The sequence below is a fragment of the Frondihabitans cladoniiphilus genome (assembly GCF_039544345.1).
Taxonomy (GTDB): domain Bacteria; phylum Actinomycetota; class Actinomycetes; order Actinomycetales; family Microbacteriaceae; genus Frondihabitans; species Frondihabitans cladoniiphilus.
Window position 1 is genome coordinate 839,411 of record NZ_BAABLM010000001.1, and the last position, 25,019, is coordinate 864,429.

Here is a 25,019-nt window from a genome sequence, read left to right on the forward strand (position 1 = left end):
TCCTTCGCATAGCCCAGGTGTCATCCCGGAAGATGCCCATACCGTGAACGCTCACCGAGTCAACGACCCTGCGGCGGCGCCAGCGGTGCGACCATCTGCACGCGGCGTCCATATCGGTTCAGGCCATATCGAGCCTCGACGTCTATCAGCGACCGGTGGAACGGTGTCGCCGGCTGATCCTCCGCGAAGCCGGCAGTCCCGTAGAAGGGAGCATTCCACGGAACATCAGCGTAGGTGCGGAGCGAAATTTGAGAATAGCCGAGCTCTCGAGCTCGTTGCTTAGCGGCCTCTACGAGCAACCGGCCCAAGCCCTGCCGAGCGTGCTCGGGCGCGACAGACAGTTGCTCCAGGTGGCAGATACCGCCGACCTCCAAGACGTGCACAAAGCCCGCGACCGGGCCATGCTCGAGTTCCGCGACGAGAAGAAATCCCGGCTCACACAATCGGGCAATTCCCGTGGGCGCAGGAGACCAGGACGCTGGCTTCAGCCTATGGATGAGAAGTTGATCGGCGTCGTTCTCGATCCCCTCGATGACCTCTGCGTCTCGCTGCTAGGCAAGGCGGACACGGGTCATGCGACAAGCGTAGAGCTCGCCCTCGGCCGAACCCCTCTGCAAGGTCGGAGTCGGACGTCGCATTTCGAGGGGATGGAAAGGGCTGGCAGGCTTGCCGCATGATCGGCTTTGTCGACCCTTCCCCTTCACCCCTCGACCGCGTGGCGTGGCCGTTGTCAACAGAGCGACTCACCCTGCGCAGAGTGACAATGGCCGACGAGGATGCCATGTGGGGATACCGGAAGCTCGAGGAGGTCAGTCGATGGGGTTAATGGCATCCCGCGGATCGAGCCGATTGGCATGCCCTCCTCGAGAAGCGCCTCCGCGATCTCCTCGTCATCGAATCAGGCGGGCTGGTCATCGGCGACGTCATGGTCAGAGTCGAGGATGCGTGGGGGCAGCGCGAAGGAGCCGCCCAGGCCGCCGGTCGGCAGGCCGAGCTCGGGTGGACGGTGAACCCGAGCTCGGGTGGGCGTGGCTACGCGACCGAGGCAGTGCGGAAAGCACTGCGGCTGTGTTTCGAAGATCTTCGACTTCACCGTGTCGTGGCGAACGCGTTCGCATCCAACGAGCCGTCGTGTCGCCTTGCCGAGCGCGTCGGAATGCGTCGCGAACTCTACGGAGTGCGTGATTCCCTCCACCGCGACCTCGGGTGGATCGACGGGGTCGGATACGCCCTGCTCGCTGAAGAGTGGAAGGGCCAACAGGCGACTGCACCCGTGTAGCTCACCCGTGGCATTCGCGAATCGCTCTCGAAGTCACCGAGCCGTGAGTGGTGGGCGAGGCTTCATTGGATGCAGAAGCGGTCTTGAAGCGGAGTGAGTTCCGGCGGCACGACCAGCAGACCTGACGTGTCCCAGGGGCTTCGCGACTCGAGAAGTCTGGGTTCCCGTCCCGGCCTCAGCCGGCGTGCGATGGCGGCGTGGTCACCGAGGATCCAGCGTCTGCGGAACCCGAGGCGGTATCTGCCCGCACCTCCGGTGGCGAGTGCCCAAGCGACCGTCTTGGCTTCCAGGTCCGCGTCGGAGCTGTTCGAATGATCTGGCTCAATTCGGACGATGCCGCCGGCGAAGAGGAACCATTCGCCGTCGTAGCCGAAAAGCTCAAGAGCGGTATCGACGCCGTTCTTGGGTTCGAACACATAGTCAGGGCCGGAACTGCTGACATCGGCCACGGAGGCGAGTTGCTCCGTGAGCTCTCGGATCACGTGCGAAGTCATGGTGTCAGGAAAGAGTAGTGGCGCGATGTACAGGGGAAGCGCTCGCGTTCACTTCTTTCGGAAAGTCCTGACCATCCCGTAAATCAGGAGAAAAAGCCCGAGGATTGTGCCCAGCAGTGCTTCGCCGTAGGACCTCGCTGGTTCGGAGACTCCGGCGGCGACTTGAACCCAGCCGAAAGCGCCGAACGCTAGGGAGAAGATTCCCACACCGATGGCAGCACCGCCGGTCAGCTGCTCTTGAGAACGATCCGAGGGCCTTTCCTTCTGGTTTCTCACACCTCGATCTTGGACCGCCTTGAGGGAGAACGGCTGAAAGGCAGGAGACGGGATTTGTCCGCCTGAGGCAACGGTCGCACAGGAACGGACAGCCCGCTGGTGTGCCGATCGAGAACGCCGAGCTCGGCTGCGTCATGCTTGCGGGCGCTTCTTTTGCGGACACGCTGGCAATCCGAGGCCACCGAGTCGTCCCCGGTTCAGCCGAAGATTCGCAGGCGGCGTGGCATCGAGCCGCCATGCTCGGCAATGCCGCGTGCTGCAGAGCATCGCCGGCGCCGTCGTCATCACGGACACTAACGCCCGAACCGGGGATGCCGACATCACGACCACCGTTCAGGCCAGTACAGGTTTTCATCACAAGGGGCGCGTGCGAACTTCCAGCGTTCCCCTAGTCTGCGGCACCTGACGTGCGGAACCGTGCTGGTTCAGCTCGCGAGGAAGGTCTCGATCGCAGCGATGGTGGTCACGTTGTCGCGGTGGAGAACGGTGCGAATCCCGCAGGCCTCTGCGCCGCGCACGGGCTCCTCGTTGTCGTCGATGAAGAGGACATGCTCGGCTGAGGCGCCCATTCGATCCAGAGCGGTCAGGTAGGCGGTTGCGTCCGGCTTCGCGACTCCCTGTTCATGGCTGTAGCAGATCGGATCGAAGAGCGAGGAGAATGCGAAACGTCGCTCTTCCTCTTCCCGTGCGCCATCGCCGGAGTTCGACAAGATGGCGAGGCCGGCGCGACCTTGAAGCGACCTGGCGTGAGCGAGCAACTCCGTGTTCGCCCGACCGCAGTAGGCATCCCAGAACTCGCTCCGCATTGTCGCCGTAGCGGGCTCGTCGGCGTCGAGGGCGGCACCGAGCTTCCGCCAGTACTCCTCTGCGACGCCAGTTCTCAAAGCCATGTCGGGCAGTTCGGCCGCCTGCAGCCGAGCTCGCAGCTCATCGACAGTCAGACCCTGACGGGTACTCCATCGCTCGTGCAAGCTTTGCGGCCAACCGTGGTCATCGACGATCTCGAGGACACCGCCGATGTCGTAAAGAATCCACTTCATCGGCGGATGCTATCGCGAACGGCCCAACTCTTTCGCTCGCCATCACATCTCACAGACGGTATTGGAGTCAGATCGTCCGCGGCCGGAAGCGAGCCCTCGTCGTTCGTCCCGGTCTCGGAACTAATCCGTCACCTGCTGGTGGATGGCCCGGAGAGCTTCAGTGGCATGCGCACCCCAATGACTTCCGAAGGTCAATCGCCAATCCCAGGTCACCTCTTTTAACGTCATGCCACGACTCAGGGAGTCGAGCCCGTTCTGCAGGTCCCGCCAGATATCGGCGAGATCATCGGCGAGCGACAAGTTCGCCACCTTCTCCTCGAGAGTGCCGAGATAGAAATCTGGCAGGCCAGTCGTCTCGTCGACGTAGTAGGCATCGTGCGTGGTCCAGTAGTTGTCCCAATCCTCCAGGACGCTCTGGATGTCTTTCATTCGCGAGAACCACCGCGCATGAGAGATGGGTTCGCCCGGACCCACGAAGACGGTTGAGGAATCGAGATCAACGTCGGGCAGTCGATATGCAGCGGCTACGACCGCAGACAAGCTCATCGCAACCTCGTTTGCGAAAGTCGAGCGCTCTGCGCCCCTTGCGGCTTCGATGACCCGGCAATAGGCCTCGGCCGCCTCCTTCATTTCCATAACATCACTATGCAGCGGCGGAGGGCTCGAACCACACCGTTGAAGCGAAAGCCCGGCTGCCTCGTCGGCAAAGTGGGTCCCGCTTGGGCTCACTGGTGGGTCCCACTTCGGTTGACGGATTCAGCAGGCCGAGCTCGGGCGGACGGTGAACCCGAGCTCGGGTGAGCGACGATCGGGTTTCAGGAGAGACGGAGCAGGCAGACGGCATTTCTGGTGGTGAGCGCGCGCCAATTCGATGCTCCGATCGGCGCCGGAGCGGCGTCGATGGAGCCGATCTGAGCGTCGACGCCGCGCGCGGGCGTCCAGCAGGAGTCGCTGCCGTAGACGAGATGGTCGGTTCCGGCAATGTCGGTCAAGACGGGAACACCGGTCGGGAACGGGGTGCCGGCCATGTCGAACCAGAGGTGACGCATCGCATCCCGCCACGGCATGGCGTTGTCGGCGGTGCCGAACACCTCCTGGAACAGCGCGATGCGATCCGACAGGAAAGGCAGGGTGGCTCCGGCGTGCGGAACGACGACCCGCAGGTTCGGGTAGCGGATGAGGACCCCGGCGAGCACGAGGTCGACGATGCTCCGGGTGCTGTCGAACATGAACTCCAGCATCGGGCGCGGACGCCCCAGCGCCGTGCGTTCCCACCCGGGCGGGGAGGTGGGATGCACGAACACGACGGCGTGCCGACGGTCGAGTTCCACCCACAGCGGGTCGAGCGCGGTATCGCCCAGGTACTGGCCGTGGGCGTTGGATTCCAGCAGAACGCCTACCGCGCCCAGCTCGCCCATCGTCCGGCGGACCTCTCGGATCGCGCCGTCGACGTCGGGTACCGGGAGGGATGCGAAGAACGAGAATCGGCTCGGGTTCGTCCGAACGATCGCGGCCGCTTCGTCGTTGACGGACCGGGCCAGCTCGCCGGCCCGGTCGTCGTCGCCGAAATGGACTCCCGGGGTGGAGATCGACAGGACCGCGCGACGGATGCCCCGGCGGTCCATCTCAGCCAGCTGCGTCGGCAGGGCCCACGTGGGCCACCCCGGCATTCCGTCGGGTGACTCGTGCCCCGCCTCGGTCGCGGCGGCGATGTAGTCGCCCGTGACGAAGTGCGCGTGCGTGTCGATCAGGTCGTGCATGTCCGTGGCCATCAGAACTCCTCCCGGAGCGGTCGTCTTCGGCGTGTGCGGGGAAGTCCGGACGGGACGGATCGCGCAAGGGATCCGTCCCGTCCGGCTCGAGGTGCACTCAGGCGGCGAGAGCCGCCTTGACCTCGTCTTTCGAGAAGCTGCCCGTCGGGATGGTCGCCGTACGAGCGCTCAGGATCGTCCCGTCGGCATCGAGCACGAAGGTGCCGCTGTGCTGGAGCGTGAGGAACTTCCCCAGGCCGACCGCGGCATGTCCGTCGCCGGACGCGAACACGGAGAGCGCTTCGGAGCGCAGTCGGCTCTGCACCGTATCGGCCTCGCGCGCGCCGCCTGGCGTGACCGCGAGAACACGGGCCTCTCCGAGTTCCCCGCTGGCCTTCATCGCGATGAGGTTTCGGGCGTGACCGAGACAGATCGCGCACGTACTGGAGCGGAGGAAGAACACGACGGAACGAATCCCGTCGGTCTCTGCACTCAGAGTGGTCGTCTCATCGAGGGGCCCTGTGAGGTGGATGTCGCTAAGCCGACCGCCGGGGCCGGGAACGCCGCCGACCTCAGGCATCGACGCTCGCATCGATCGTGACGGGGATGTTGCCGCGAGTCGCGTTGGAGTACGGGCACATCTGGTGCGCGGCCGCGACAAGGGAGTCAGCCGTGGCCTGGTCGATGCCGGCGAACTCGGTGTGCAGCGCGGCGGAGAGGCTGAAGCCGCCGGCCTCGGTGGGGAGCACGCTGATCTCGGCCACGACGGCCGAATCGGTGAAGGTGATCTTCTGCATGGCGGCGACCGCCTTGAGGGACGAGTGGAAGCAGGAGGCCCAGCCGGCCGCGAACAGCTGCTCGGGGTTCGTCGCGCCTCCCGGGCCGCCCATCTCCTTGGGAATGGCCAGGGTGAAGTCGATCAGGCCGTCGGACGAGACGGCGCGCCCACCGGCGCGACCGTCACCGGTCGAGGTGGCAATGGCGGTATAGAGGGCTTCGGACATAATGACTCCTTGAGGATGCTCGTCGCGGATCACTCAGATACGCAACTAGGTTGACAATCAATAGTCAATCAGGTTTCCTTATTTTGTCAAGGAGGTTTCTTATCAGCGATGACGTTCTGGCAGATTTCGCCGAGTCCGCGCAGCAGGATCTCGGGCGTCTCCTCGAAGCTGCGGCCCGCACGGTCAACGAGACGGCACTGGCCCGGGTAGTCGCCGGGGGCTTTCCCGACGTCCGCCCGTCGCACATCCCCGTCTTCGCTGGACTCGAGCCCGGAGGCACCAGGATCACGGTCCTGGCCGGGAAGGCGGGCGTGAGCCGCCAGGCGATGGGCGCCATGGTGCGCGAGGTGGAGGCCCTCGGTTACGTGGTGTCGCAACCGGACTCGAACGACGCCCGGGCCACCCTCGTCGCCCTCTCGGATCGCGGCGAGAAGTTCTGCCGCGCCATGATCACAGCGACGAACGATCTCAACGATGAGCTGACCGGCCGGCTGGGCCACATCTCCGCGCAGAAGCTCAGGCGTCAACTCCGCGTCATCGCCGGTGGTGATGGCCAGTAACCCGACCCGAATCCGCTTCAGGCCGAGTGGTGTGCGCGCCCGGAATTCCGTCACGATGACGGCCGCCCTGCCGTCGCGTCACCGACCAAGGGGAGTTCTGCATCCACGTTCATGCCCTTTCCCATCGGCTTCCTAAAAAGCGTGAATAGAGACTTAGCGGTTTCGAAACCGGCTGGTCTCGATGATACATTCGTGATGTGAACACGCAAGTGCAGGATCGCGACGCTGGTCGAGTTGCTCGTCGTCAATCGCGAGGATTCGACGTATTTTGGGATTCACCATCCATCAGCGCAGATTGGAATCGACGTGACTCGTAGTGCCGCAGTGGTCGGAGAGGCTTATCAAGGGGAGGCCGCGAAAGCGTTCGGTCCCGACGTTGCCTTACTCATTCCCGGTGACATTCACGCCAGTGCAGGGGGTCCGACGTCATGACTACGGCATCGTGCGCGAGCGGCGACGTCACAGGCGCTGAGCTCCCGACCGGCATTCTCGAGTTCCTCGGTATCCCGTTCGCCGCACCCCCGGTGGGAAAGCTGCGATTCGAACCGCCGGTTCCGCACAGCCCGTGGCCCGAACCGTGGGATGCCACGAAGTACGGCCCGACGGCACCGCAGCCACAGGGCGAAGGGCCGATGAACGAGATCCTTCCGAACCGGATCGCGCCAGGCGACGAGTACCTCAACCTGAATGTCTGGACACCGACCCTCGACGGGGCGGCGCCCGTCATGGTCTTCATCCATGGCGGCGGGTTCAGCACCGGGTCCGGGTCGGTCTCCGTCTACAACGGTGAGCGGTTCGCGCGAGACGGGGTGGTCCTCGTCACGATCAACTACCGACTCGGGCCCGACGGGTTCCTCTGGGTCGGCGACGGAGTGGCGAACCTCGGTCTGCTCGACCAGATCGCGGCGCTCGAATGGGTGCGTGACAACATCGCGGCCTTCGGAGGAGATCCGCAGCAGGTCACCCTCTTCGGCGAATCGGCCGGTGCCATGAGCGTCGTCTCACTAATGGCGATGCCCCGTGCGCAGGGACTCTTCCACCGTGCGATCGCCGAATCCGGAGCCGGCGTCTCGGTGATCAGCCCTCGGTCCGCGAAGAAGGTCGCCGCCCGGTTGGCCGCCCTCCTGGGCATCAGGCCCACCCGTTCCGCGATCTCGGCGCTTCCCGTCGACCGGGTGCTCGCCGGGGCGTCCACAGTGGGCGAAGAACTCACCAAGCGTCCTTTCACGACGCTGTGGGGCGAGGCCGGTCGCAACCTCATGGCTTTCGAACCCGTCGTCGACGGCGACATCCTGCCGGGCATCCCCGAGGACCTCATCGCGGCAGGGGCCGGTCACGACATCGACCTGCTCATCGGCACCAACTCCGACGAGGCGAACCTCTTCTTCGTTCCGAGCGGGGCTGTCGATCGAATGCCGTCGATCATCGCATCCGTCTTCGCCTGGCTCTACGGAGCCCGACGCCCGGGCACGGTGAGGCGCTATCGTCGCAACCGCCCGGGAGTGTCGGCGGGGACTCTGGCCGCAGCGATCCTGACGGACGGCTTCTACCGGATTCCGGCTCTCAGGCTCGCCGGACTCCACCCGCACGCACACGTCTACGAGTTCGCCTGGAAATCGGGGGCGTTCGACGGCCGTCTCGGGGCCTGCCACGCCATGGAGCTGCCCTTCGTGTTCGACACCCTCGACGACCCCGAGGCGGCAGCCATGCTCGGTGGCCCCGCCCCCCAGGAGCTCGCCACGCGGATGCACGCTGCATGGGTGCGTTTCGCGAAGACCGGCGATCCGGGATGGCCGCCCTTCACGGCCGAGCAGCGGACCAGCATGCGCTTCGACGTCACTTCGCACCTGACGGAGGACGAGCGTGCGGACGAGCGCGCCCTCTGGCCCTCATCCCGGCGCAAGGCCAGAATCCGCGCCTGACGAAGGAGGACTCGATGAGTTCCTCCCGGTCAGGTCACAGACGTGCGTGCTCGTGTCGGTCGCGGGGGAGGTGCTGACTGAATCGGTCACAGGGATGCTCGGACTTCCGTTGAGATGCGTTCTGCTGCGTGGATGACTTCTGTGGTGGCGCGGAGCTCGGCGTCCGCGTCGTGCCGATCGCGTGCATCCCACATCTCCGCCTTCGCCTGGAGGTAGACGAGCCGGAGTTGCAGGCCTGCGACCGTCGTCGCGCGCGACGCCCGAATTCATCCGCGGTGATCGAGGTGCAGACGTGTGATCTCTCCGAGTGGCGGGGTCCTCGGTCACAGTGGTCACGGCCGGCGCCGTCGTGGGTCTGCTCGGCGTCAGGCGAGAAGGCTGCCGCCGTCGACGACGACCGAGGTGCCGGTGGCGTAGGCCTGGTGCATGAGATAGAGGTTCGCGGCGGCGATGTCCTCGCCCTCGCCGACTCGTCCGGCGGGGATGCGCGCAGCGGTGCTCGCGAAGATCGCCTCGCGTGTCTGCGCGGGGAACGGGTCCCAGAGTGGGGTGCGGATGAGGCCGGCGATGACGAGGTTCACGCGCACGGGTGCGAGCTCGAGGGCCAGAGCCCGAGTGAGGCCCTCCATCGCGGTGCTGACGCTGGCGCCGAGTGCGCTCCCCGCAGAAGGACGCCGGCCGGCCGTTCCGGCTGTGAGGACGATGGAGCCGCCGGGGCGAATGTGCGGGCTGCCGTATTTGGCACTGGCGTAGGCGCCCCAGAATCGAACGTCGAAGAACGCTTTCGCATCCTGAATGGTGGTGTCGACGACAGGCATCGGGCGGAACGCATCGCCGGCGGTGAACACGAGATGGTCGAAATCGCCCACGGTGTCGAGGGCCGCGCCCAGGGCGACCTCGTCGCGGACGTCGACGGCGAGACCGGTCGCCGAATCGGGGAGCTGCTCGAGCGCGTGGTCGACGGAGGTCTGCGCTCGGGAGATCACGACGACGGTGGCCCCCTCGCGGGCGGCGGCCTGCGCGGTGGCGAGGCCGAACCCGGAGGTCCCGCCGATGATGACGACCTTCTCGCCGTCGAAGGGTGCTGAGTTCGTGGTCATGGTGTCCTTCCTAGGCCGGGATGGTGTAGGCGCCGGGGATCCCGCCGTTGACGGGGAAACTGGAGGCGGTGACGTATCCGGCGTCGTCGCTGGCGAGGAAAGCGGCGGCGCCCGCGACCTCCGCGGGGGTCGCGAATCGGCCGGTCGGGACGTGGATCAGGCGGGCTTTGACTCCATCGGCGCCGAGGCGCTCGAACATGGCGCGTGACTCGGGCGAGTCGACGGGGCCGAGACTGAGGGAGTTCACGCGGACGCCGGCGCGCGCCAGGTGGACACCGAGATCCTGTGTGATCTGCGTCACGGCTGCCTTTGCGGCGTTGAAGGCGGTTTGGGCCGTCGCCGAACCCTGGCCGGCCAGGAACGAGCCGGTGTTGATGATCGACCCGCCGCCGGGGTTGCTCCGCATGAGGGGGACGACGTGTTTGCAGGTCAGGACGACCGGCAGGACGAGGTCGCGGAAGACGGCCTCCCAGGTGTCTGTGGTGTTCGTCTCCAGAGCGCGGTCGTCCGGGTTGAGGGGGCCGATGTTGTTGTAGAGCACGTCGATCCTGCCGAAGCGCTCGACAATGGCGCGGATCGTCTCGATGACCGCGTCCTCGTTGCGCATGTCGGCCGTGAAGAGCGTCGCGTCGGTCTCGATGTCGCCTCGGCGGTCGATGCCGACGACGGTGGCGCCCTCGGCCCGGAATCGCGAGACGATCGCCCGCGCGATCTCGCCGCCGGCGCCGACGATGACGGCCACCTTGCCGTCGAGCCTCGTGCCGATCGAAGGGAGCGTATCCATGTCCAGTTCCTCTCTTGCCGGCCTCAGAAGGAGAGTGAATAGAGACTGGCAAGTCTCGAAACCGACTGGTCTCGATGATACAGTCGCTCTGTGACCACGCAAGTGCAAGGCCCCGACACCGGTCGGTCCACAGAACACCCCGCTCGCTCGGGGCGCCGGAGGGACCCGTCCGTCGACGACAGGGTGCTCGCGGCGGCGCTCGACCTGCTTGTCGACGGTGGCTTCGAGGCCATGACGATGGAGGCGGTGGCGAGTCGGGCGGGCACGGGCAAGGCCGGTATCTACCGGCGCTGGGGCACGAAGCAGGTCCTCGTCGTCGATGCCGTCCTTCGATCCGGGCTGGGCGCGCCCCTGCAGGTCGGCCCGGACTCGGGAAGCCTGAGAGACGATCTGTCGGCAATCGTCGGTTCCGAGTCGGCGAAGGCGACGGACGAGAAGACGCGCCTTCTGACGGGACTGCTCACAGTCATTCGCGAGGATGCGAAGCTCCGACAAGTGGTCGTGGACGCCGTGATCGAGCCGCGGGTCGTCGGCATCCGAACCGCGCTCGAACGAGCTCGCGCTCGAGGCGAGATCTCGCCCTCCGTCGACCTGAAGACGCTCGCCCTCGTTCTCCCCTCGATGCTCCTCTACCGGCTCCTCGTCAGCCACGAACCGGTGACACGGGCCTGGCAGTACGAGATCGTCGACGGGATCATCGCGTGGGCCTTCGGAGATCGACCGGGCAGCGGGCTCTGATCCGGAGCCTCAGCGTGTGCGTGTGCTCGCACCGACCACGCCGGCAATCAGGAGCACGTTCGACGACCCGATGGTTTCCTCTGGCTCGCGCGGAAGCTGCGTCAGCGAAATACCGGCAGGATCGCCGCGAACTCGACGGGGTCTGAAACCCAGTCGACTTCAGTGAGTCCAGAGGTCGACTTCAAAATACGCGTAGCCGACGCCTTCTCCGTGGAGTCGAAGTCTCGCGAGAGAACGATGAAGGCGCGACAAACGCTCTTCGTAATGTCTCAACTTTCGACCCTCAGCTCGGACCTATCGCCTTCGAGCGTACGTCGAGGCCTGCTGACGCGAGTCAGAGCAAGGACTCGTGAAGCGCGTGCCCGCGCCCGTTTTAGCAGCATTTGCCCGGAAAGGTCACGTTCGATGCTCACGACCACAGGCCAACAAATGCGTTGAGGAGCCCTGCAAGCCTCAGGATGACCTTTCGACGCAAGGGTGCGGCCCGTTCCAGCTCCTGAGCCGTTGGGCGTGAGAGCAGCTCGTCAGGGACGACGCGGCGACACAGGGTCTGCCCCGGAGGAGCTTCTCCATGCTCGAGCTCGTATTGACACTCACCACAGTGGTCATGGGCCCAACCGCCCGGATATACGTGTTCGTCCCATGGATGAGTGCGGGCGGCGCACTCGATCTCTCGAAGGCGACGCTGCACTGCTCGAGCCGAAAAGGCGGCCGGATCGGTCATGGATTCAGTGTCCCGTCTCTTCCGAATTGTCCGCAGCAATGGCGCGTCGATTCACTTCGTCTCGGCCTCCGAGCCAGTTCAGGACCGCTCTTTTTGGTCCAATGGCTCACGTGTACCTCCACACCGGACACCCCTGACGATCCGAGAGCACCAAGTCACATCCGGCTCAGCCGAGGATTCGCAGGCGGCGTGGCATCGAGCCGCCATGCTCGGCAATGTAGGTCTTAGCGGCACGGCGCGCTCGGTGCCAAGGCCGAATACGCCTCGCGCTCATGACTGCGATGAAGATGCCGCCGCCGCCGAAGAGGAAGAGAAGCAGAATTGCCAACCACACCGTTGAGTCGGTCTTAGTGAAAAGAAATAGACCCAGTATCACGAACGGAATCGAACCGAGAATTCCGCTGTAGGGACTGTAGGGCGCTCCCGGGCCCACATGAACGGCGTCGGTTGCCCAAGGCACCGAGTCACCAGCCGGGCTGGAGGGCTTACCGGCGACGCCCACATGCTTACCCATGCCAGAAGCGAGGGGAGTGACGTCTCATGAGCCAATCTTGCATCGCCTCTGATTCATTTACCAGCACGCTCACGCTCCTGGTGTGGCGACGGTTGCTGCCCAGGCAAGCCGTAACCAGGGTCTCTGTCAGACCGACCGGTAGCGCGCCGTGCGCGCCAGCGGCTTCAGACCGCCCGGGCCGGACCGTATCCGCGCTTCGCAATGTCGATGCCGCCGACTCAGAGATGAGGGTCGTCAATGGAGTAGCGACGTTCGATCCCTGCCGTAGCTCGACCCCAGACGCTGCTCGAGACTCGCCTCTGGTGCAGCTCGAACACCGCCTGGTCTACGAATCGTTCCTCGACGGACCAGACCAATGGGTCGTCGGTCGGGACGACGTCGAAAGAAACGCACCCGGGCTCGTCCCGAGTGAGCTCGACGTGGTCAGGCAGGTGACGCTCGACGGCCGTTCGCTCCTCCTCGGTAGTGCAGACGAGCAGTCCGGTGAGGTGTATTTCGTTCATCCGGCTACCGTATGGCGCATGTGGCGATACCGCTTGAGAACGCCCTCGGTGCCTCGAGCTGAGCCGTCTCACGCCGCAGCTATTCCACTGAGCGAGCCCGAGCGGGGCACCCACCCGACTTTCGGGAAGGTGCCCCGCTTCGTACGCAGAGGGATTCAGCGAGATGATCCTGGTCGCCGAGAGGTCTCTGCGAATCCGGAACGCGCCTCAGCTACCTGCTCAGGTACTCGGCCAGGACGTCGCGCGTGGTGGTCCAGACGTGATCGTCACCGAACCGGGCATTGTCGACGTGGCGCAGCTGCGCCTGTCCGGAGTACATGCTGACGAGGTACTGCATGCCCTGCCAAGCCGGAAAGGTGTCGTCGGATTTCGAGAATCTCCGTGCGACCTTGCTCATCGCGGCGAGGGTTCCGGTCGTCCCCGACCACTGCAGCTTGAACGGCGTTCCGGTGATCTCCGTCATCGATGCCGCGAGGTCGCGGGCCGTCACCCGGTCGCCGGCGATCTCGACCACTCGGGGCGCCCCTTCGTCGACCGCCACGAGGGCCGTCACCCGCGCGACGTCGTCTTTGGTCGTGAAGTCAAGGACCTGGTCGGGCGACGACCAGTAGAGCACGCGATGGCGATCGAAGAGGATCACCGGCGCCTCACCCGTGAGCATGTCGGCGAATGCGCCACCGAGGATGCTCGTGGCTCGGATGTCTGCCGCGTCGACGTCGGCCGCGAACTCTCGTCGCAGTTCGAAATTGCGGTTGCTGCCCCGGGCGATGCTGCGGTAGTCCGACGAGTAGTCGGAGGGGATGAAGCGGGGAACCCCCGCCTGCACGGCTGCTGCGAGGAGCGCCCGCTGAGCATCCACGATGACGGGCCGGGTTCCACTGACCGCCGAGACGACGACGTCGACACCCGCGACGGCCTCGACGAGCTCCCGGCTGCTCGTGTAGGCGGCCGTGACGACCTCGATGCGCTCCTCGCCGCCGAAGAGGTCCGCCGCAGCGGAGCTCCCGGGACGCGTGAGCACTCGGAGGCGGGTGTCGAGATCGAGGAGCTCGCGGACGATTCGCTGGCCGAGGTCGCCGGTGGCGCCGGCGACGAGAACGGTGGTGGTCATGGTGTCTTCTCTCGGGGGGCGGGGGTGTTGGTGGGGGAGGGGGTGTCGGTGGGGGCGAGGCAGGAGGCGAGGTCGGGAACTCCGAGGGCGACCCGCGCGAGGAGGCGACGAAGCAGGATCTGCTCGTCGGAGGAGAGGTCGCGCATGAGAGCGTCTTCGACGGTGCCGAGAGCGGCGCGCGCCTTGTGAATGACGTTCCGGCCTTCAGCGGTGGCGAGGACTTGTCGGACGCGGCGATCCTGCGGGTCGGGTCGCCTCTCGACGAGCCCTGCCTGCTCGAGGGCGTCGACGACGATCGTCATCGCGTTCTTGTCGATACCGAGCCGGTGAGCGAGAGCGAGCTGGGAGGAGATCTCTTCCGTGGTCGCCGCGATGAGGACCTGGTAACCACGGGCACCGCCGGGCAGTGACGCCACAGCCTCGGTCGCTGCCCGGGAGAAGCCCTGGTACATGGCGTGCAGCGACCAACCCAGCTGGGTCTCGATGCCGCCAGAGCCCCAATCGATGCCGCCCGTGTCGACGATCCTCGTTTTTTCGATCATGAACAAACCGTACCAGAGAAGGATCGTCCCAAAGTGGGATGATATGGTCACGGGAACGTTGCACGACTTCCCTGAGACCCACGACTTCCCTGAGACCAAGGAGCACCATGACGACCCTTCTGTCCTCCCCGGCAGGCGCCGGGCATCGATCCCCGAGTCGATGGTGGATCCTCGCCGTCCTGTCGCTGGCGCAGTTGATGGTGGTGCTCGACTCCACCATCGTCAACATCGCCCTTCCGCGTGCTCAGGCGGCCCTCGGCTTCAGTTCGGACGACCGTCAGTGGGTCGTGACGGCTTACGCTCTGAGCTTCGGCGGGCTGCTCCTGCTGGGTGGCCGCATCTCTGACAGATGGGGTCAGAAGCGGGTCCTCATCATCGGGCTGTTCGGCTTTGCAGCCGCCTCGGCCGTCGGCGGGGCGGCCGGAACGTTCGGCGTTCTGATCAGCGCCCGCGCCGCCCAGGGCGCGTTCGGTGCCCTTCTCGCCCCGGCCGCGCTCTCGCTGTTGACGATCGTCTTCCACGAGCCTGCCGAGCGAACCCGCGCCTTCGGCGTCTTCGGGTCGGTCTCCGGGACGGGCGCCGCCGTCGGACTGCTGCTCGGCGGAGCGTTGACCGAGTACTGGAGCTGGGCATGGTGCCTGTGGGTCAACGTTCCGCTCGCCGCCATCGCCATCATCGGCGCGATCTTCCTGATTCCGGCCACCGCGGGCAGTCCTCGCGTGAAGCTCGACATTCCAGGCACCGTCACCGTCGTCGCCGGCACCGTCCTCCTCGTTCTCGGCTTCACCCGCGCGAACAGCTCAGGCTGGTCGGCTGCGTCGACCATCACCCTCCTCGCCACGGGTCTGGCAGCACTTCTGCTGTTCGTGTCGATCCAGCGTCGCGTGAAGCACCCGCTCCTCCCGTTGCGGATCGTCCTCGATCGCTACAGGGGCGGGTCCCTTCTCGGCGTCGCGCTATCCGCCCTCGGCATATTCGCCGTGTTCCTCTTCCTCACCTTCTATCTCCAGACGACCAAGGGGTTCACCCCCCTGGTCACCGGGGTCGCGTTCCTGCCCATGATCGGGGCGATCACGTTCGTCTCGATCGCCATCGCCCCGCCCCTTCTCCGCCGTCACGGACCCCGCATCCCGATCTCGCTCGGCGCCCTGTTCGGCGCGGCCGGCCTCTTCTGGCTCTCCACCCTGACGACCTCGAGCGGCTACGCCACAGTGGTCCTCCCCGCCCTGATCATGCTCGGTCTGGGCATGGGCCTCGTCTTCGGCGCGGGTTTCAACTCCGCCACGGCCGGGGTGCGCCCGGACGACGCGGGCGTCGCCTCGGCCCTCGCGAATGCCGGGCAGCAGATCTTCGGCGCCCTCGGCACGGCTCTTCTCAGCACCTTCGCCGTCCAGGCGACGAGTGCGGCGGCACAGCGAGGTGCGGCGATCGCCGCCGTCGCCGGCTACGACCGAGCGTTCCTCGTCGCTGCGATCGTCTTCCTCGGCGCGGCTGTCCTCACCGGCCTGCTCATCCCTCGGGCAGCCACCTCTCACGAGGCTGTCGAGAACGCGGACCACTCCGCGTCCGCCCGCGCCTGACCCATCCCCACCAGAACAGGAACCCTGATGATCCCCACCGCAACCGATGTCACTCCCTTCATCCTCGACATCCCCGAGACCGTCCTCGACGACCTCCGCGCACGACTGCTCAACACGCGCTGGCCCGACGCCGAGACCGTCGACGACACCAGCCAAGGCCCCCGCCTCGACAAGATCCAGAAGCTCGTCGAGCACTGGGCCACCCGCTACGACTGGCGCCGCACCGAGTCCCTCCTCAACGAGTGGGGCCAGTTCACGACGTCGATCGACGGGCTCGAGATCCACTTCGTGCACATCCGCTCGGCCGTTCCCGGCGCCCGCCCGCTGCTCCTCACCCACGGCTGGCCAGGATCCGTCCTCGAATTCCGCCACGCGATAGGCCCGCTGACCGACCCGGAAGCACACGGTGGCAAGGCAGGAGACGCCTTCGACGTGATCATCCCGAGCCTCCCCGGCTTCGGCTTCTCGGGCCACCCCACCGAGCCCGGCTGGAACCTGCATCGCACCGCTCGGGCCTGGGCGGTGCTGATGGAACGACTCGGCTACACCGATTGGTTCGCGCAGGGCGGCGACCTCGGGGCCGTCGTCACGAACGAACTCGCCGCCCTTCAGGGTCGTACCGACATCGGGCTCCGCGGCATCCACCTGAACATGGCGCAGTTCACCCCCACGGACGACGAGATGGCCGCAGCCACACCGGACGAGCAGCGGATGATGCAGGAGGGCGGTCACTACTGGCAAGTGCTCTCCGCCTACTCTCAAGAGATGTCCACGCGACCGCAGACCATCGGCTACTCGCTCACCGACTCGCCTGTAGGGCTCGCGAGCTGGATCTACGCGATGTTCCAAGACGTCGGGGGCTCGCACGACCAGCACGGCGACGCCGAGTCCCTCTTCTCGCTCGACGAGATGATCGACGACATCATGCTCTACTGGCTCCCCAACGCCGCCGCCTCGGCCGCGCGCATGTACTGGGAGATGGCCCGGGTCGGCTGGGCCAACCCCGGGTCGCTGGAGTCACCCATCACCGTTCCGACCGGCTTCAGCATCATGCCGGGCGAGTACGTCCGCCGCTCGCGCCGCTGGACCGAACGCCGATACCCCACTCTCGTCCTGTTCAGCGAGGTCGAACGCGGCGGCCACTTCGCGGTCCTCGAGCAGCCCGAACTCCTCGTTCGCGACATCCGCGCCACCTTCCGCGGGGCGATCTCCGCGTGACTTCCCCCGCGATTCGAAGGGCCGCACCGGCCGACGTCTCGAGCATGGCCGGTCTGATGGAGGCGGCTTTCGCGACCGACAGGCACACCATGATGAAAGAAGCGAACGGCGTGCCGGGCGACCTCGCGAGGAGTATGGCGGCACCGCTCTCCGACTGGATCGCTCAGGGTCCCCGCACCCATGTCCTGAAGGCCGTCGATCCGCACACCGATGAACTTCTCGGCTGGGTGTGCTGGAGGCGCAGTGACGAGACCAAGATGCCTCCGCGCCCCGCGGCGACAGGAGGAGACGGTGCCCCCCAAGTTGTGCCGGCACTGTCGCAGGGCACCGACGCACCTCACTCGACCGTCGACGAGCTCGAGCACCTGACCGACAGCGACCGAGAACGGTGGCAGCGCGAGATCATGCCCCCGGGGACCGCCTGCTGGTACATCGTCGCCATCGCGGTGGCGCCGAGGGCTCAATCGCGCGGCATCGGGGCAGCCCTGATCTCGTGGGGTACCACGAGGGCCGATGCCGAGGGCCTCTTCTGCTGGGTGCACGGTTCCGAGGCGGGAAGGCGAGCATTCGAAAAGGCAGGATTCACCGAGGACGACCACCTGACCGTCGATCTCGACACCTACGCCGCCGCGCCGCCCGGCTCGGAGACGGGACTTCAGCGGTGGGGCGAGTACACCTTCACCTACATGCGCCGGGAACCGGCGAGCACGTTGCATCGCAATCGTGAAGCGGAAAGCGGCTAGGACCGAACCGAGAGCAGATATCAGTCGGCCCGGACATCCGGGATGTAGTTGGCGTAGGCCTCGATGCGGACAATGAGTCCGGCATCGTTGAAGCCGAAGTAGACGGCGGCATGGATCCCGCCGCGTTCACCGGTCTTCGTTACGACCCGCACGACGTGCTGTTGGACGACGCCACCGGGCTGGGCCAGCTGGCGTCCGATGTCGTAATGGATCGACTCGTACAGGGAGATCTGCGTCTTCAGCCCTGCGAAGTACGACTCGAGGCTTTCGTCTCCCTTGCCGTCGTTGTGCCACACGGTGGCCGTTTCGGCGCAGAGTGCGCGTGCGGCGTCGAAGTCGAGGTCTTCCAGCGCGTGGAGGTACGTGACGACCGTGGCCTTGAGGTCCTGGCTCATTGCGCGTCGCTCAGATGCCGGAGAGGACGGTGGGGTCGCCCTCGGTCCAGGCGTTGTCGACGGTCAGGTGCTGGATGACCCACGCGTCGCCCTGGCGGACGAGTTCGACGTCGTAGCGATTGGTCATGAGGACGTGGCGGGAGTGGTCCGTGCGGGGCAGGTGCATGCACGCCATGATCCCCTCCAGAGTCGCCGCGTCCCCGTCGAGAGTCACGCGCGGGTTGCTGAGGGAGTGGGTGGTGTCCAGAGGACTGAGGGATGCGGCGACGGCCGAGGCGATGGTCGCCCCGCCTTCGATGGGCGGGTAGTCCTGGCCGGCCTTTCTCGTGGCGGGGCCGAAGTCGGCCACAGCGTCGGCGGCGAAGGCGGAAGCGAGGAGGGCTTCATCTCGGAGGTCGAGGCCCGCCGCGTAACGGTAGAGGGCATCCACGACGGCGAGCCGGTCGAGGAGGGTCGAGGAGGAGTCGGTCGTGTGAACGCCCTGAGTGGTGTCTGCCTTGGTCGTGGTGGTCATGCTGGTGCCTTCTTCGCAGTCGATGGTCTTGAGACGGCTGGTGTTCCCGTCTGCTGTGCTCAACTGTCGCGCTTCGAACTCACGAGGGGTATCCCGCGATCGCGGTGTATCCCGCCTCGCTCTCAGAGGGCGGCGCCCTGTTCGGTGTTGATCATGTTGAAACGGGTGCAGAGGCCGGCGGTGTCGAAGGTGACGGTCCAGACGTTGTCGAAGGTGCCGAGCTTGGCGTAGTGGCCGACGCCGGTGATCACGACGGTCGATCCGGCGATGCTGGTGAGGTTCCAGTCGAAGTCCCAGCCGCCCTGCTGCCAGTCCCACCGCGACTGCCAGCCGGCAACGATCTCGTCGCGGCCGATCCAATCGGTCTCGTAGGGCGATTCGTGGTACTCGGCGGCCTCGGTGAAAAGGGCCGTGATGTCGGCCGCGGCGTTCGTTCGCCATGCCACGAGGTACTTCTCCACCCATGAGGCCACCTGGGCCTCGGTCACGATCTTCTGTGTTTGCATGAGACAACCATCGCGGTTGCTGTTTCACGGAGGAAGGGTGCCGCGCACCCCCTCTCTTCGAGGCTGTCACGGGGGCCGCCGGCTCGACTCGCTTCATCCACCTGTGACACCAAATCAAGGAACCCCCATGGACACCACCACCCACGACGGCGTCGCAGCCGCTGCCGACCGCGCGAACGAGATCCGCGACCTCTACGAGATCCTCGAGAACCGCATCAACGGCGAGGTGTGGTCACTGCACGAGCTGATGCTCGGCTTCCAGAACGACGTGGGAACTGTCGGCCGCCTGGTGTTGGCCAATGACGGCACCTGGGACATCGAGGGAGACGTCACCGCACAGCTCGAACACAAGCTGGCCGAGTCGATGTGGTGGGTCATGGTCATCGCCAAGCGGCTCGACATCGACATCGCCGACGCCTTCACGGCGACCATGGACCGGATCGAAAGCGGACTGACGGGCGCCGTCGGCCCCGACGTTTCCTGAGCAGTCATGATCCCGGCCGGGCGAGGCCCTAACGTTGCGGCTATGAGCGCGCTCACCGGCAACACCCTCGGCGACTACCTGCGCGCAGCTCGTTCCCGGCTCGAAGCCGGCGACGTCGGCCTGCCAACAGGTGGTGCGCGCCGTGTCGCCGGACTCCGCCGAGAAGAGGTCGCGGTACTGGCGGGAGTCAGCGCCGACTACTACGCCCGCCTCGAACAGGGACGCGAACGACGCCCGTCGCCGCAGATGATCGGAGCCCTCGCCCGCGCCCTTCGACTCGACCACGACGCCACGGCGCACCTTCACCGGGTCGCCGGGCTCAGCCCAGGTATGGCCGCCGACACCGGCCGCGAGCACGTCGATCCCGCGCTCCTCGTCCTGCTCGAGTCCTTTCCGGCCTCCGCGGCTTACGTGTTGAGTCCGTCCTTCGACGTCCTCGCCACCAATCCGATCGCCACGGCCCTGCTGGCGCCGTTCGCCGGGAACCAGAACATGGTGCGGGTGCTGTTCACGGACCCGCACTCCCGCACCGTGTTCGCCGAATGGCCACAGGTGTCCCGCGCGACCGTGCACGCGCTCCGCCTTCACGCCGGCGAGTACCCGGATGACCCCGGTATCAGGCAGCTCGTCGCCGACATGACACGGGCGTCGTCGGACTTCCGTGCGCTCTGGGAAGAGAACACCGTCGCGAGCCTGGCCCGTGCATTCAAAGTGTTCGTGGATCCCGACCTCGGCCGGATCGAGCTGGTCTCAGACCTTCGACGTCCACGACGCGCCCGGCCAGCAACTCCTCGTCGGTACGGCCACGCCCGGCAGCCCGAGCGCCGAAGCGCTGGCAACCCTGGCCGCCCTCCCCGGCGAGCCGACTCGACACTGAAGGCCGGGAGGAGCCTAGAAGCTCACTTCGAGCGGTCGAGGATGCCGCGGGCGTAGCCGGCTTGGCCGGCGTGTTGGAGGTTGTCGTCGAGGATGCTCAGCAGCTGCCCGCCGCGTGTGACCGCTGGTGTTCGCGCCGCGTCCACAACGTCGTCGAGGTCGTCCGGGGTGAGCCGGCCGAGGTAGGACAGGGTGCTGCTCGTCACTGCGCGGAGGTAGCCGTTCAGCAGTTCGGCCGAGGCGACGACGCGGGCGGTGTCCTGTTCGGGCATCCCGAAGCCGTTCTCGTCCGCCGGAAATGGGAAGCCGAACCGGTCGACCCAGCCCCCGCTTGTCCAGACTTGCTTGTCGCTGTTGAGGTCGGCTACCCAGGAGTCTTGTCCGCGGGCGGTGTGCCAGGCGAGCCAGGCGATGCTGTTCGCGCCTGGTGCAGGTGGCGTCGCCAGGTGGGACGCGTCGAGGTTGCGGGTGGCGCGTTCGATGAGTGGGGGGATCCGGCCGAAGCCGTCGACGAGGAGATGGAGGGGGTTCATTTAGTCCTTCTTTCACGTCGGCGGCAGCGGCCGGACGGTTCAGTGCCAGGTGGGGAGGGCGAGGTCGGCGTAGCGGGCGCCGAAGCCTCCTGTGGGGAGGATCTCCTGGATTCGGGTGAGGTCCGCTGCGGTTAGGTTCAGGTCGACAGCGGCGACGTTCTCGTCGACGCGCGTGGCGCTGCGCGTTCCGGGGATCGGGACGATGTCGTCTCCCTGCGCGAGAATCCACGCAAGGGCCAGTTGAGACACGGTGGCGTTCTTGGACTCGGCCAGTTCGGTGAGCTGGTGGGTTGCTTCGAAGTTCTTCTCGTAATTACCGGGCTGCCACCGGGCGTCGTCTCGGCGCATGTCGTCCTCGCCGTATTCGCTGGCCGGCTTCGCCGTGCCGGTCAGGAAACCGCGGCCGAGCGGCGAATAGGCCACGAACCCGATCCCCAGCTCGTGCAGGGTCGGGAACAGCTGCTGGACGTCACGCTCGAAGAGGGAGAACTCCGTCTGAAGGACCGAGACGGGCTGGACGGCGTGGGCGGCTCGGATGGTCTTCTCGCCGGCTTCGCTGAGCCCGAAGTACTTGACCTTTCCGGCGTCGATGAGTTCCTTGACCGTGCCGGCGACGTCCTCGATGGGGACGTTGGGGTCGAAGCGGTGCTGGTAAAGCACATCGATGTGATCGGTCTGCAAGTAGCGCAGGCTGTTCTCGACGACCTCGCGGATGTGCTCCGGGCGGCTGTTCGACTCGTAGTACGGAGGCGTCAGTCCGAACTTCGTGGCGATCAAGATGTCGTCACGGAAGCTGGCGACGGCCTTGCCGAGGACTTTCTCGTTCTCGCCCCAGCCGTACATCTCCGCCGTGTCGAACAGGGTGACGCCGCGGTCGTAAGCGCGCTGGATGGCGGCGGTGCCGCCTTCACCGTCGCTGGCGCCGTAGGCCATGGTGATTCCCATCGAACCGAAGCCGATGCTGAACGTGGCAAGCCCTTGGCTGCCGAGGTGTCGAGTCTTCATTGCGTGTCCTTCTTGTCTTGGGGTGATGCGAGTCCTGCGGGGGAGCGGGTGTGTCAGGCGACGGGGTCGCGAATGATCGTGCGGAGGGTGTCCTGTGCGGAGGTGATCGTGAACGGGTCCAGGTGGATCTCCTGGTGGGGTCCGCTTCGTTTGACGCCGTGCGCGTCGGCCTCGGCACCCATCCGGGCCAGGGTTGCCAGCTCGGTGGAGAACGGGCCGGTGTGCATCACCTGGACGACGGTCTGCTCGGGGATCGTGAAGATCTCGATCTCGTCGCCCTCATCGGAGGCGCTGGCCGCCCGCTCCCGTGCAGCGGCGATGTCGTCGAGGGTGGTCTTCGGGTCAATCTGGGCGAGGGCCCGGTAGCCGAGGTCGGTCAGCGGGTTGACGCTGTAGAAGTCCGCAATGTTCGTTTCGGGGGCGTCGTCGGCGTACCAGTAGTACATGTGCTGCGCGGGCGTTCCCTCCGGTGCCAGGCCAGCCTTCGCGAGTTCACGGGCGATGTCGCTGGCGAAGAGCTTCTTGCGGTGCCACACGGGTGCCGCGGGTGCTCCGGTTCCGGAGATGGAGAGGAACACGGCCGCCGGGACGACCACGAGTTCGGGGTCGGCCGGGGCCTGATGAAGCTCGGTGGTGCGAATGTTCGTCATGGTGGCGCCCTTCTTCGAGACAAACCTCACTGTGAGGAGCTTGTCGGCCGCTTCTGCGGTGTAAGACAAGGCTCGAGCCTCCGGTAGCAGGAGGGTCAAGCTCTTCCTCGAGAAAGACGCTTGGGAGTTAGTTCGCCTGCTCGGCCGAGGCGTTGACGGGCCAGCTGATCTCGGTGCGGAGTTCGCTGTCGTCGGTCGTGTCGTCCGGCGTCAGGAGGTAGTTCTCCCGGATAGGGCCGGGCCGTCCTTCGTGACGGCTGGCCACGTAGGCCCCGAGGGCCCCGTAGGTGCGGTCGATTCCGGCGTAAGAGCCACGGTGGACCGTGACGGCGAGGTCGGAGGCCGGTAGGACGAGAGCCTTCACCCGGCCTGCGTCCAGGGGTTCAGCAACGGGCAGGAAGACGGTCACCTGCCCGACCTCGTCTGTGTAGAGAGCCGGGTCGTAGAGGCCGCCGAGGAAGCCCGTTACCTGGACACCGGTTTGTCGCGCCAGCGCCCGCAACTCGCGGGCCGCTTCCTGCCACCACGGCAGGACATCACCCACAGCCACTTGGCCGGTGATCGCGATCGTCGCCGTCTCCGGGACGGCCCGGTACTCGACCTCGATCGCGCCAGCAGACGGGCCGAGCATCACCCGCAAGTCGGAGACGGCCGCACGGGTCTGCTGGAGGGCACCTTCCATCCGAGCCAGATGATTCCCGATCAGTGCATCCCGCTCAAGGTCGTTCGGCGCGGCCAGGACGGACCGGACATCCGTAACAGGCATGTCCAGGCCCCGGAGCCGTCGGATCAGCTGCGCCGTCGGTACCAGATCCGTGTCGTAGAAGCGGTATCCGGAGGAGGCATCCACTGACGTCGGCTCCAGAAGGCCCACGTCGTGGTAGTGCCGCAGGGTTTTGACGCTGAGTTGCGTCATCAGGGAGAACTCCCCGATGGGGACGAGGTCAGTCATTTTCTGTGTCCTTCGATCTCCGACGTCGAGAACCGAATCGGGCACTTGATGGTGAACCCTCCACCAGCGGGAGAGTCAAGGGTCGCAGGTGCGGTGCCTCGGAACCGAGCAGGCGTCAGGCGACGGCCGCGGGGTTGCCAGCCGAGACGCCGCCCAGGCGTGCCGTCAGCTCGGGTCGAGAGCGGACTCCGACCTTGGCGTAGATGGCCTTCACGTGATCTCGCACCGTGTACAGGGACAGCGACAGGTGGTGTGCCACGTCGTCCAGCGGCCAGCCCGCCACGACCAGCCCCGCCACGGTCTTCTCCCGAGCCGACAGATCGTAGAGAGCCAAAAGCAACGGGAACAGAGATCGCGAACTGACTGGTTCAAGGGTCATCACCACTTTGGCATCCCCGGAGCCCTGGAGGACCTCGGCCTGCACCGTGACGAGTTCCCCGTCCGCTGTGGCAAGGCGTGATCTCGCCGCGCGAAGCTCGGTTCTCGATCCCGTCGAATCAGCGCGGGCTCGCGCTTGCAGGGAAATCCAGCGCAGTGCGGCGGGGAGGGGTTCGCTGAGATGCGAGACGCCGAGTTTCTCCAGCCACGCCTTGCCCTCGGGCGTGAAGCCCTCGACCAGGTCGCCCTTTCCCAGGACGAGGGTTCCGGACCCGGTAGCGACGTCCGGGAACGCTGCGCCCGCAGTGGGGTGCATGGCCACTCGAAGCAGATCCCGCCGAAGGGCCGAACCTACTTCTCGGGCAATGTCGGTGACGTAAGACACCTCTTCCGCCGAGAAAGACGTATCCGTGCGTGTCCAACACGCGGCACCCCAGACACTCTTGCCGCTCCGGGAAACGAACCGAAGATCGGACCCCGACTTGGCGTTGCCGTTCCGTACGTCGTGTTCCGCGACCGCTTTCGACGAGCTTTGGTGGCCGTCAAACGGTCCCGAGTTCAGGCCCTCGAGTGGGACGCCGGAGTCCTGCTTGAGTTCTCGCGCAATGACGTCGATGTCGAAGTTCCACAACTCGGTGGGGAGAAGAGTCTCAGGGTCCGTCGTCCACCAACCCCCAGCATCGAAAGGGACGACACGCCGAAGTCGAGCCTCGACCTCGTCGAGGAGTTCGCGAGCAGGCGGCTCCTGAGCCACGAGGTCACCGATCGCACGGCGCGCTGCACGCGCCCGTGGATCGTGCGGAGAAAAGGGTGTGCGAACCATCCGACGAGACTACGTCCGGC

General features: G+C 66.1%; 30 protein-coding genes. 9 read left to right on the forward strand and 21 right to left on the reverse strand.

Annotated elements, in window-relative coordinates; all coding sequences use genetic code 11:
* Window positions 1–59 precede the first annotated feature (59 nt).
* Window positions 60–443: a GNAT family N-acetyltransferase gene (locus ABEA39_RS03885; protein WP_345373409.1), complete on the reverse strand. Its 384-nt coding sequence runs from the start codon at window positions 441–443 to the stop codon at window positions 60–62.
* Between the two features lie 464 nt (window positions 444–907).
* Here ABEA39_RS03885 and ABEA39_RS03890 point away from each other — a divergent pair, with 464 nt between their 5' ends.
* The gene (locus ABEA39_RS03890) at window positions 908–1,279 is read left to right on the forward strand and encodes a GNAT family N-acetyltransferase (protein ID WP_345373940.1); all 372 of its coding nucleotides are present in this window, start codon (window positions 908–910) and stop codon (window positions 1,277–1,279) included.
* Window positions 1,280–1,341: 62 nt separating this feature from the next.
* On the opposite strand, the gene ABEA39_RS03895 is transcribed toward ABEA39_RS03890, so the two are convergent.
* The 7 genes from ABEA39_RS03895 to ABEA39_RS03925 all read right to left on the reverse strand — a co-directional run bounded on the left by ABEA39_RS03895 (window position 1,342) and on the right by ABEA39_RS03925 (window position 5,844).
* Window positions 1,342–1,773, reverse strand: coding sequence for a hypothetical protein (locus ABEA39_RS03895; protein WP_345373411.1), 432 nt, complete (start codon window positions 1,771–1,773; stop codon window positions 1,342–1,344).
* Between the two features lie 48 nt (window positions 1,774–1,821).
* Window positions 1,822–2,049, reverse strand: a complete 228-nt coding sequence (locus tag ABEA39_RS03900) for a hypothetical protein (RefSeq protein ID WP_345373413.1) — start codon at window positions 2,047–2,049, stop codon at window positions 1,822–1,824.
* A 425-nt stretch (window positions 2,050–2,474) separates the two neighbouring features.
* Entirely contained in the window at window positions 2,475–3,089 is a 615-nt protein-coding gene (locus ABEA39_RS03905; protein WP_345373415.1) for an HAD-IA family hydrolase, read from the reverse strand.
* 120 nt (window positions 3,090–3,209) lie between these two features.
* Window positions 3,210–3,725, reverse strand: coding sequence for a DUF5063 domain-containing protein (locus ABEA39_RS03910; protein WP_345373417.1), 516 nt, complete (start codon window positions 3,723–3,725; stop codon window positions 3,210–3,212).
* A gap of 179 nt (window positions 3,726–3,904) precedes the next feature.
* Complete coding sequence (locus tag ABEA39_RS03915) at window positions 3,905–4,861, reverse strand: amidohydrolase family protein (protein WP_345373419.1); 957 nt, start codon at window positions 4,859–4,861, stop codon at window positions 3,905–3,907.
* A gap of 97 nt (window positions 4,862–4,958) precedes the next feature.
* Window positions 4,959–5,240 carry a hypothetical protein gene (locus ABEA39_RS03920; protein ID WP_345373420.1) on the reverse strand — a complete coding sequence of 94 codons (282 nt, stop codon included), beginning with the start codon at window positions 5,238–5,240 and terminating at the stop codon, window positions 4,959–4,961.
* Window positions 5,241–5,412: 172 nt separating this feature from the next.
* Complete coding sequence (locus ABEA39_RS03925) at window positions 5,413–5,844, reverse strand: organic hydroperoxide resistance protein (protein ID WP_345373422.1); 432 nt, start codon at window positions 5,842–5,844, stop codon at window positions 5,413–5,415.
* A gap of 50 nt (window positions 5,845–5,894) precedes the next feature.
* Here ABEA39_RS03925 and ABEA39_RS03930 point away from each other — a divergent pair, with 50 nt between their 5' ends.
* Both ABEA39_RS03930 and ABEA39_RS03935 read left to right on the forward strand, forming a co-directional pair.
* A complete protein-coding gene (locus ABEA39_RS03930; protein WP_345373424.1) occupies window positions 5,895–6,404 on the forward strand; it encodes a MarR family winged helix-turn-helix transcriptional regulator in 510 nt (169 codons plus the stop codon).
* A 428-nt stretch (window positions 6,405–6,832) separates the two neighbouring features.
* Window positions 6,833–8,326, forward strand: coding sequence for a carboxylesterase/lipase family protein (locus tag ABEA39_RS03935; RefSeq protein ID WP_345373426.1), 1,494 nt, complete (start codon window positions 6,833–6,835; stop codon window positions 8,324–8,326).
* Window positions 8,327–8,691: 365 nt separating this feature from the next.
* Here the strand turns inward: ABEA39_RS03935 and ABEA39_RS03940 are convergent, their stop codons facing one another.
* Together ABEA39_RS03940 and ABEA39_RS03945 are read right to left on the reverse strand one after the other, a co-directional pair.
* Window positions 8,692–9,426 (reverse strand): SDR family oxidoreductase, encoded by a 735-nt coding sequence (locus ABEA39_RS03940; protein WP_345373428.1) that lies wholly within the window; start codon window positions 9,424–9,426, stop codon window positions 8,692–8,694.
* 10 nt (window positions 9,427–9,436) lie between these two features.
* Window positions 9,437–10,210: an SDR family oxidoreductase gene (locus tag ABEA39_RS03945; RefSeq protein WP_345373430.1), complete on the reverse strand. Its 774-nt coding sequence runs from the start codon at window positions 10,208–10,210 to the stop codon at window positions 9,437–9,439.
* A gap of 90 nt (window positions 10,211–10,300) precedes the next feature.
* Between ABEA39_RS03945 and ABEA39_RS03950 the strand changes: the two genes are divergently transcribed.
* Window positions 10,301–10,948: a TetR/AcrR family transcriptional regulator gene (locus ABEA39_RS03950; RefSeq protein ID WP_345373432.1), complete on the forward strand. Its 648-nt coding sequence runs from the start codon at window positions 10,301–10,303 to the stop codon at window positions 10,946–10,948.
* Between the two features lie 1,456 nt (window positions 10,949–12,404).
* Here the strand turns inward: ABEA39_RS03950 and ABEA39_RS03955 are convergent.
* From ABEA39_RS03955 to ABEA39_RS03965, 3 genes are all read right to left on the reverse strand, one after another.
* Window positions 12,405–12,689 carry a putative quinol monooxygenase gene (locus ABEA39_RS03955; protein WP_345373434.1) on the reverse strand — a complete coding sequence of 95 codons (285 nt, stop codon included), beginning with the start codon at window positions 12,687–12,689 and terminating at the stop codon, window positions 12,405–12,407.
* A gap of 211 nt (window positions 12,690–12,900) precedes the next feature.
* Window positions 12,901–13,800: an NmrA family NAD(P)-binding protein gene (locus ABEA39_RS03960; RefSeq protein ID WP_345373436.1), complete on the reverse strand. Its 900-nt coding sequence runs from the start codon at window positions 13,798–13,800 to the stop codon at window positions 12,901–12,903.
* A complete protein-coding gene (locus ABEA39_RS03965) occupies window positions 13,797–14,342 on the reverse strand; it encodes a MarR family winged helix-turn-helix transcriptional regulator (RefSeq protein ID WP_345373438.1) in 546 nt (181 codons plus the stop codon). Before ABEA39_RS03965 ends, ABEA39_RS03960 begins: the two co-directional genes overlap by 4 nt.
* A gap of 107 nt (window positions 14,343–14,449) precedes the next feature.
* On the opposite strand from ABEA39_RS03965, the gene ABEA39_RS03970 reads away from it, so the two are divergent.
* The 3 genes from ABEA39_RS03970 (at window position 14,450) to ABEA39_RS03980 (ending at window position 17,883) form a co-directional block, all read left to right on the forward strand.
* Window positions 14,450–15,922, forward strand: a complete 1,473-nt coding sequence (locus ABEA39_RS03970) for an MFS transporter (RefSeq protein WP_345373440.1) — start codon at window positions 14,450–14,452, stop codon at window positions 15,920–15,922.
* 27 nt (window positions 15,923–15,949) lie between these two features.
* Window positions 15,950–17,140, forward strand: a complete 1,191-nt coding sequence (locus ABEA39_RS03975) for an epoxide hydrolase family protein (RefSeq protein WP_345373442.1) — start codon at window positions 15,950–15,952, stop codon at window positions 17,138–17,140.
* Window positions 17,141–17,250: 110 nt separating this feature from the next.
* Window positions 17,251–17,883 carry a GNAT family N-acetyltransferase gene (locus tag ABEA39_RS03980; RefSeq protein WP_345373444.1) on the forward strand — a complete coding sequence of 211 codons (633 nt, stop codon included), beginning with the start codon at window positions 17,251–17,253 and terminating at the stop codon, window positions 17,881–17,883.
* A gap of 20 nt (window positions 17,884–17,903) precedes the next feature.
* Here the strand turns inward: ABEA39_RS03980 and ABEA39_RS03985 are convergent, their stop codons facing one another.
* From ABEA39_RS03985 to ABEA39_RS03995, 3 genes are all read right to left on the reverse strand, one after another.
* A complete protein-coding gene (locus ABEA39_RS03985) occupies window positions 17,904–18,278 on the reverse strand; it encodes a nuclear transport factor 2 family protein (RefSeq protein ID WP_345373446.1) in 375 nt (124 codons plus the stop codon).
* Between the two features lie 10 nt (window positions 18,279–18,288).
* Window positions 18,289–18,792 (reverse strand): nuclear transport factor 2 family protein, encoded by a 504-nt coding sequence (locus ABEA39_RS03990; protein ID WP_345373448.1) that lies wholly within the window; start codon window positions 18,790–18,792, stop codon window positions 18,289–18,291.
* Between the two features lie 122 nt (window positions 18,793–18,914).
* Window positions 18,915–19,298, reverse strand: a complete 384-nt coding sequence (locus ABEA39_RS03995) for a nuclear transport factor 2 family protein (protein WP_345373450.1) — start codon at window positions 19,296–19,298, stop codon at window positions 18,915–18,917.
* A gap of 127 nt (window positions 19,299–19,425) precedes the next feature.
* Between ABEA39_RS03995 and ABEA39_RS04000 the strand changes: the two genes are divergently transcribed.
* Window positions 19,426–19,782 (forward strand): nucleoside triphosphate pyrophosphohydrolase family protein, encoded by a 357-nt coding sequence (locus tag ABEA39_RS04000; protein ID WP_345373452.1) that lies wholly within the window; start codon window positions 19,426–19,428, stop codon window positions 19,780–19,782.
* Window positions 19,783–19,824: 42 nt separating this feature from the next.
* A complete protein-coding gene (locus ABEA39_RS04005) occupies window positions 19,825–20,715 on the forward strand; it encodes a helix-turn-helix transcriptional regulator (protein WP_345373454.1) in 891 nt (296 codons plus the stop codon).
* On the opposite strand, the gene ABEA39_RS04010 is transcribed toward ABEA39_RS04005, so the two are convergent.
* From ABEA39_RS04010 to ABEA39_RS04030, 5 genes are all read right to left on the reverse strand, one after another.
* Window positions 20,682–21,191, reverse strand: coding sequence for a mycothiol transferase (locus ABEA39_RS04010; protein WP_345373456.1), 510 nt, complete (start codon window positions 21,189–21,191; stop codon window positions 20,682–20,684). The two genes, ABEA39_RS04005 and ABEA39_RS04010, sit on opposite strands and share 34 nt — an antisense overlap.
* Before the next feature lie 39 nt (window positions 21,192–21,230).
* Window positions 21,231–22,196: an aldo/keto reductase gene (locus tag ABEA39_RS04015; protein WP_345373458.1), complete on the reverse strand. Its 966-nt coding sequence runs from the start codon at window positions 22,194–22,196 to the stop codon at window positions 21,231–21,233.
* 53 nt (window positions 22,197–22,249) lie between these two features.
* Window positions 22,250–22,915 carry a GyrI-like domain-containing protein gene (locus ABEA39_RS04020; RefSeq protein WP_345373460.1) on the reverse strand — a complete coding sequence of 222 codons (666 nt, stop codon included), beginning with the start codon at window positions 22,913–22,915 and terminating at the stop codon, window positions 22,250–22,252.
* Between the two features lie 58 nt (window positions 22,916–22,973).
* Entirely contained in the window at window positions 22,974–23,798 is an 825-nt protein-coding gene (locus tag ABEA39_RS04025) for a MerR family transcriptional regulator (RefSeq protein ID WP_345373463.1), read from the reverse strand.
* Between the two features lie 115 nt (window positions 23,799–23,913).
* Window positions 23,914–24,999 (reverse strand): helix-turn-helix transcriptional regulator, encoded by a 1,086-nt coding sequence (locus ABEA39_RS04030; protein ID WP_345373465.1) that lies wholly within the window; start codon window positions 24,997–24,999, stop codon window positions 23,914–23,916.
* Window positions 25,000–25,019: the final 20 nt, after the last annotated feature.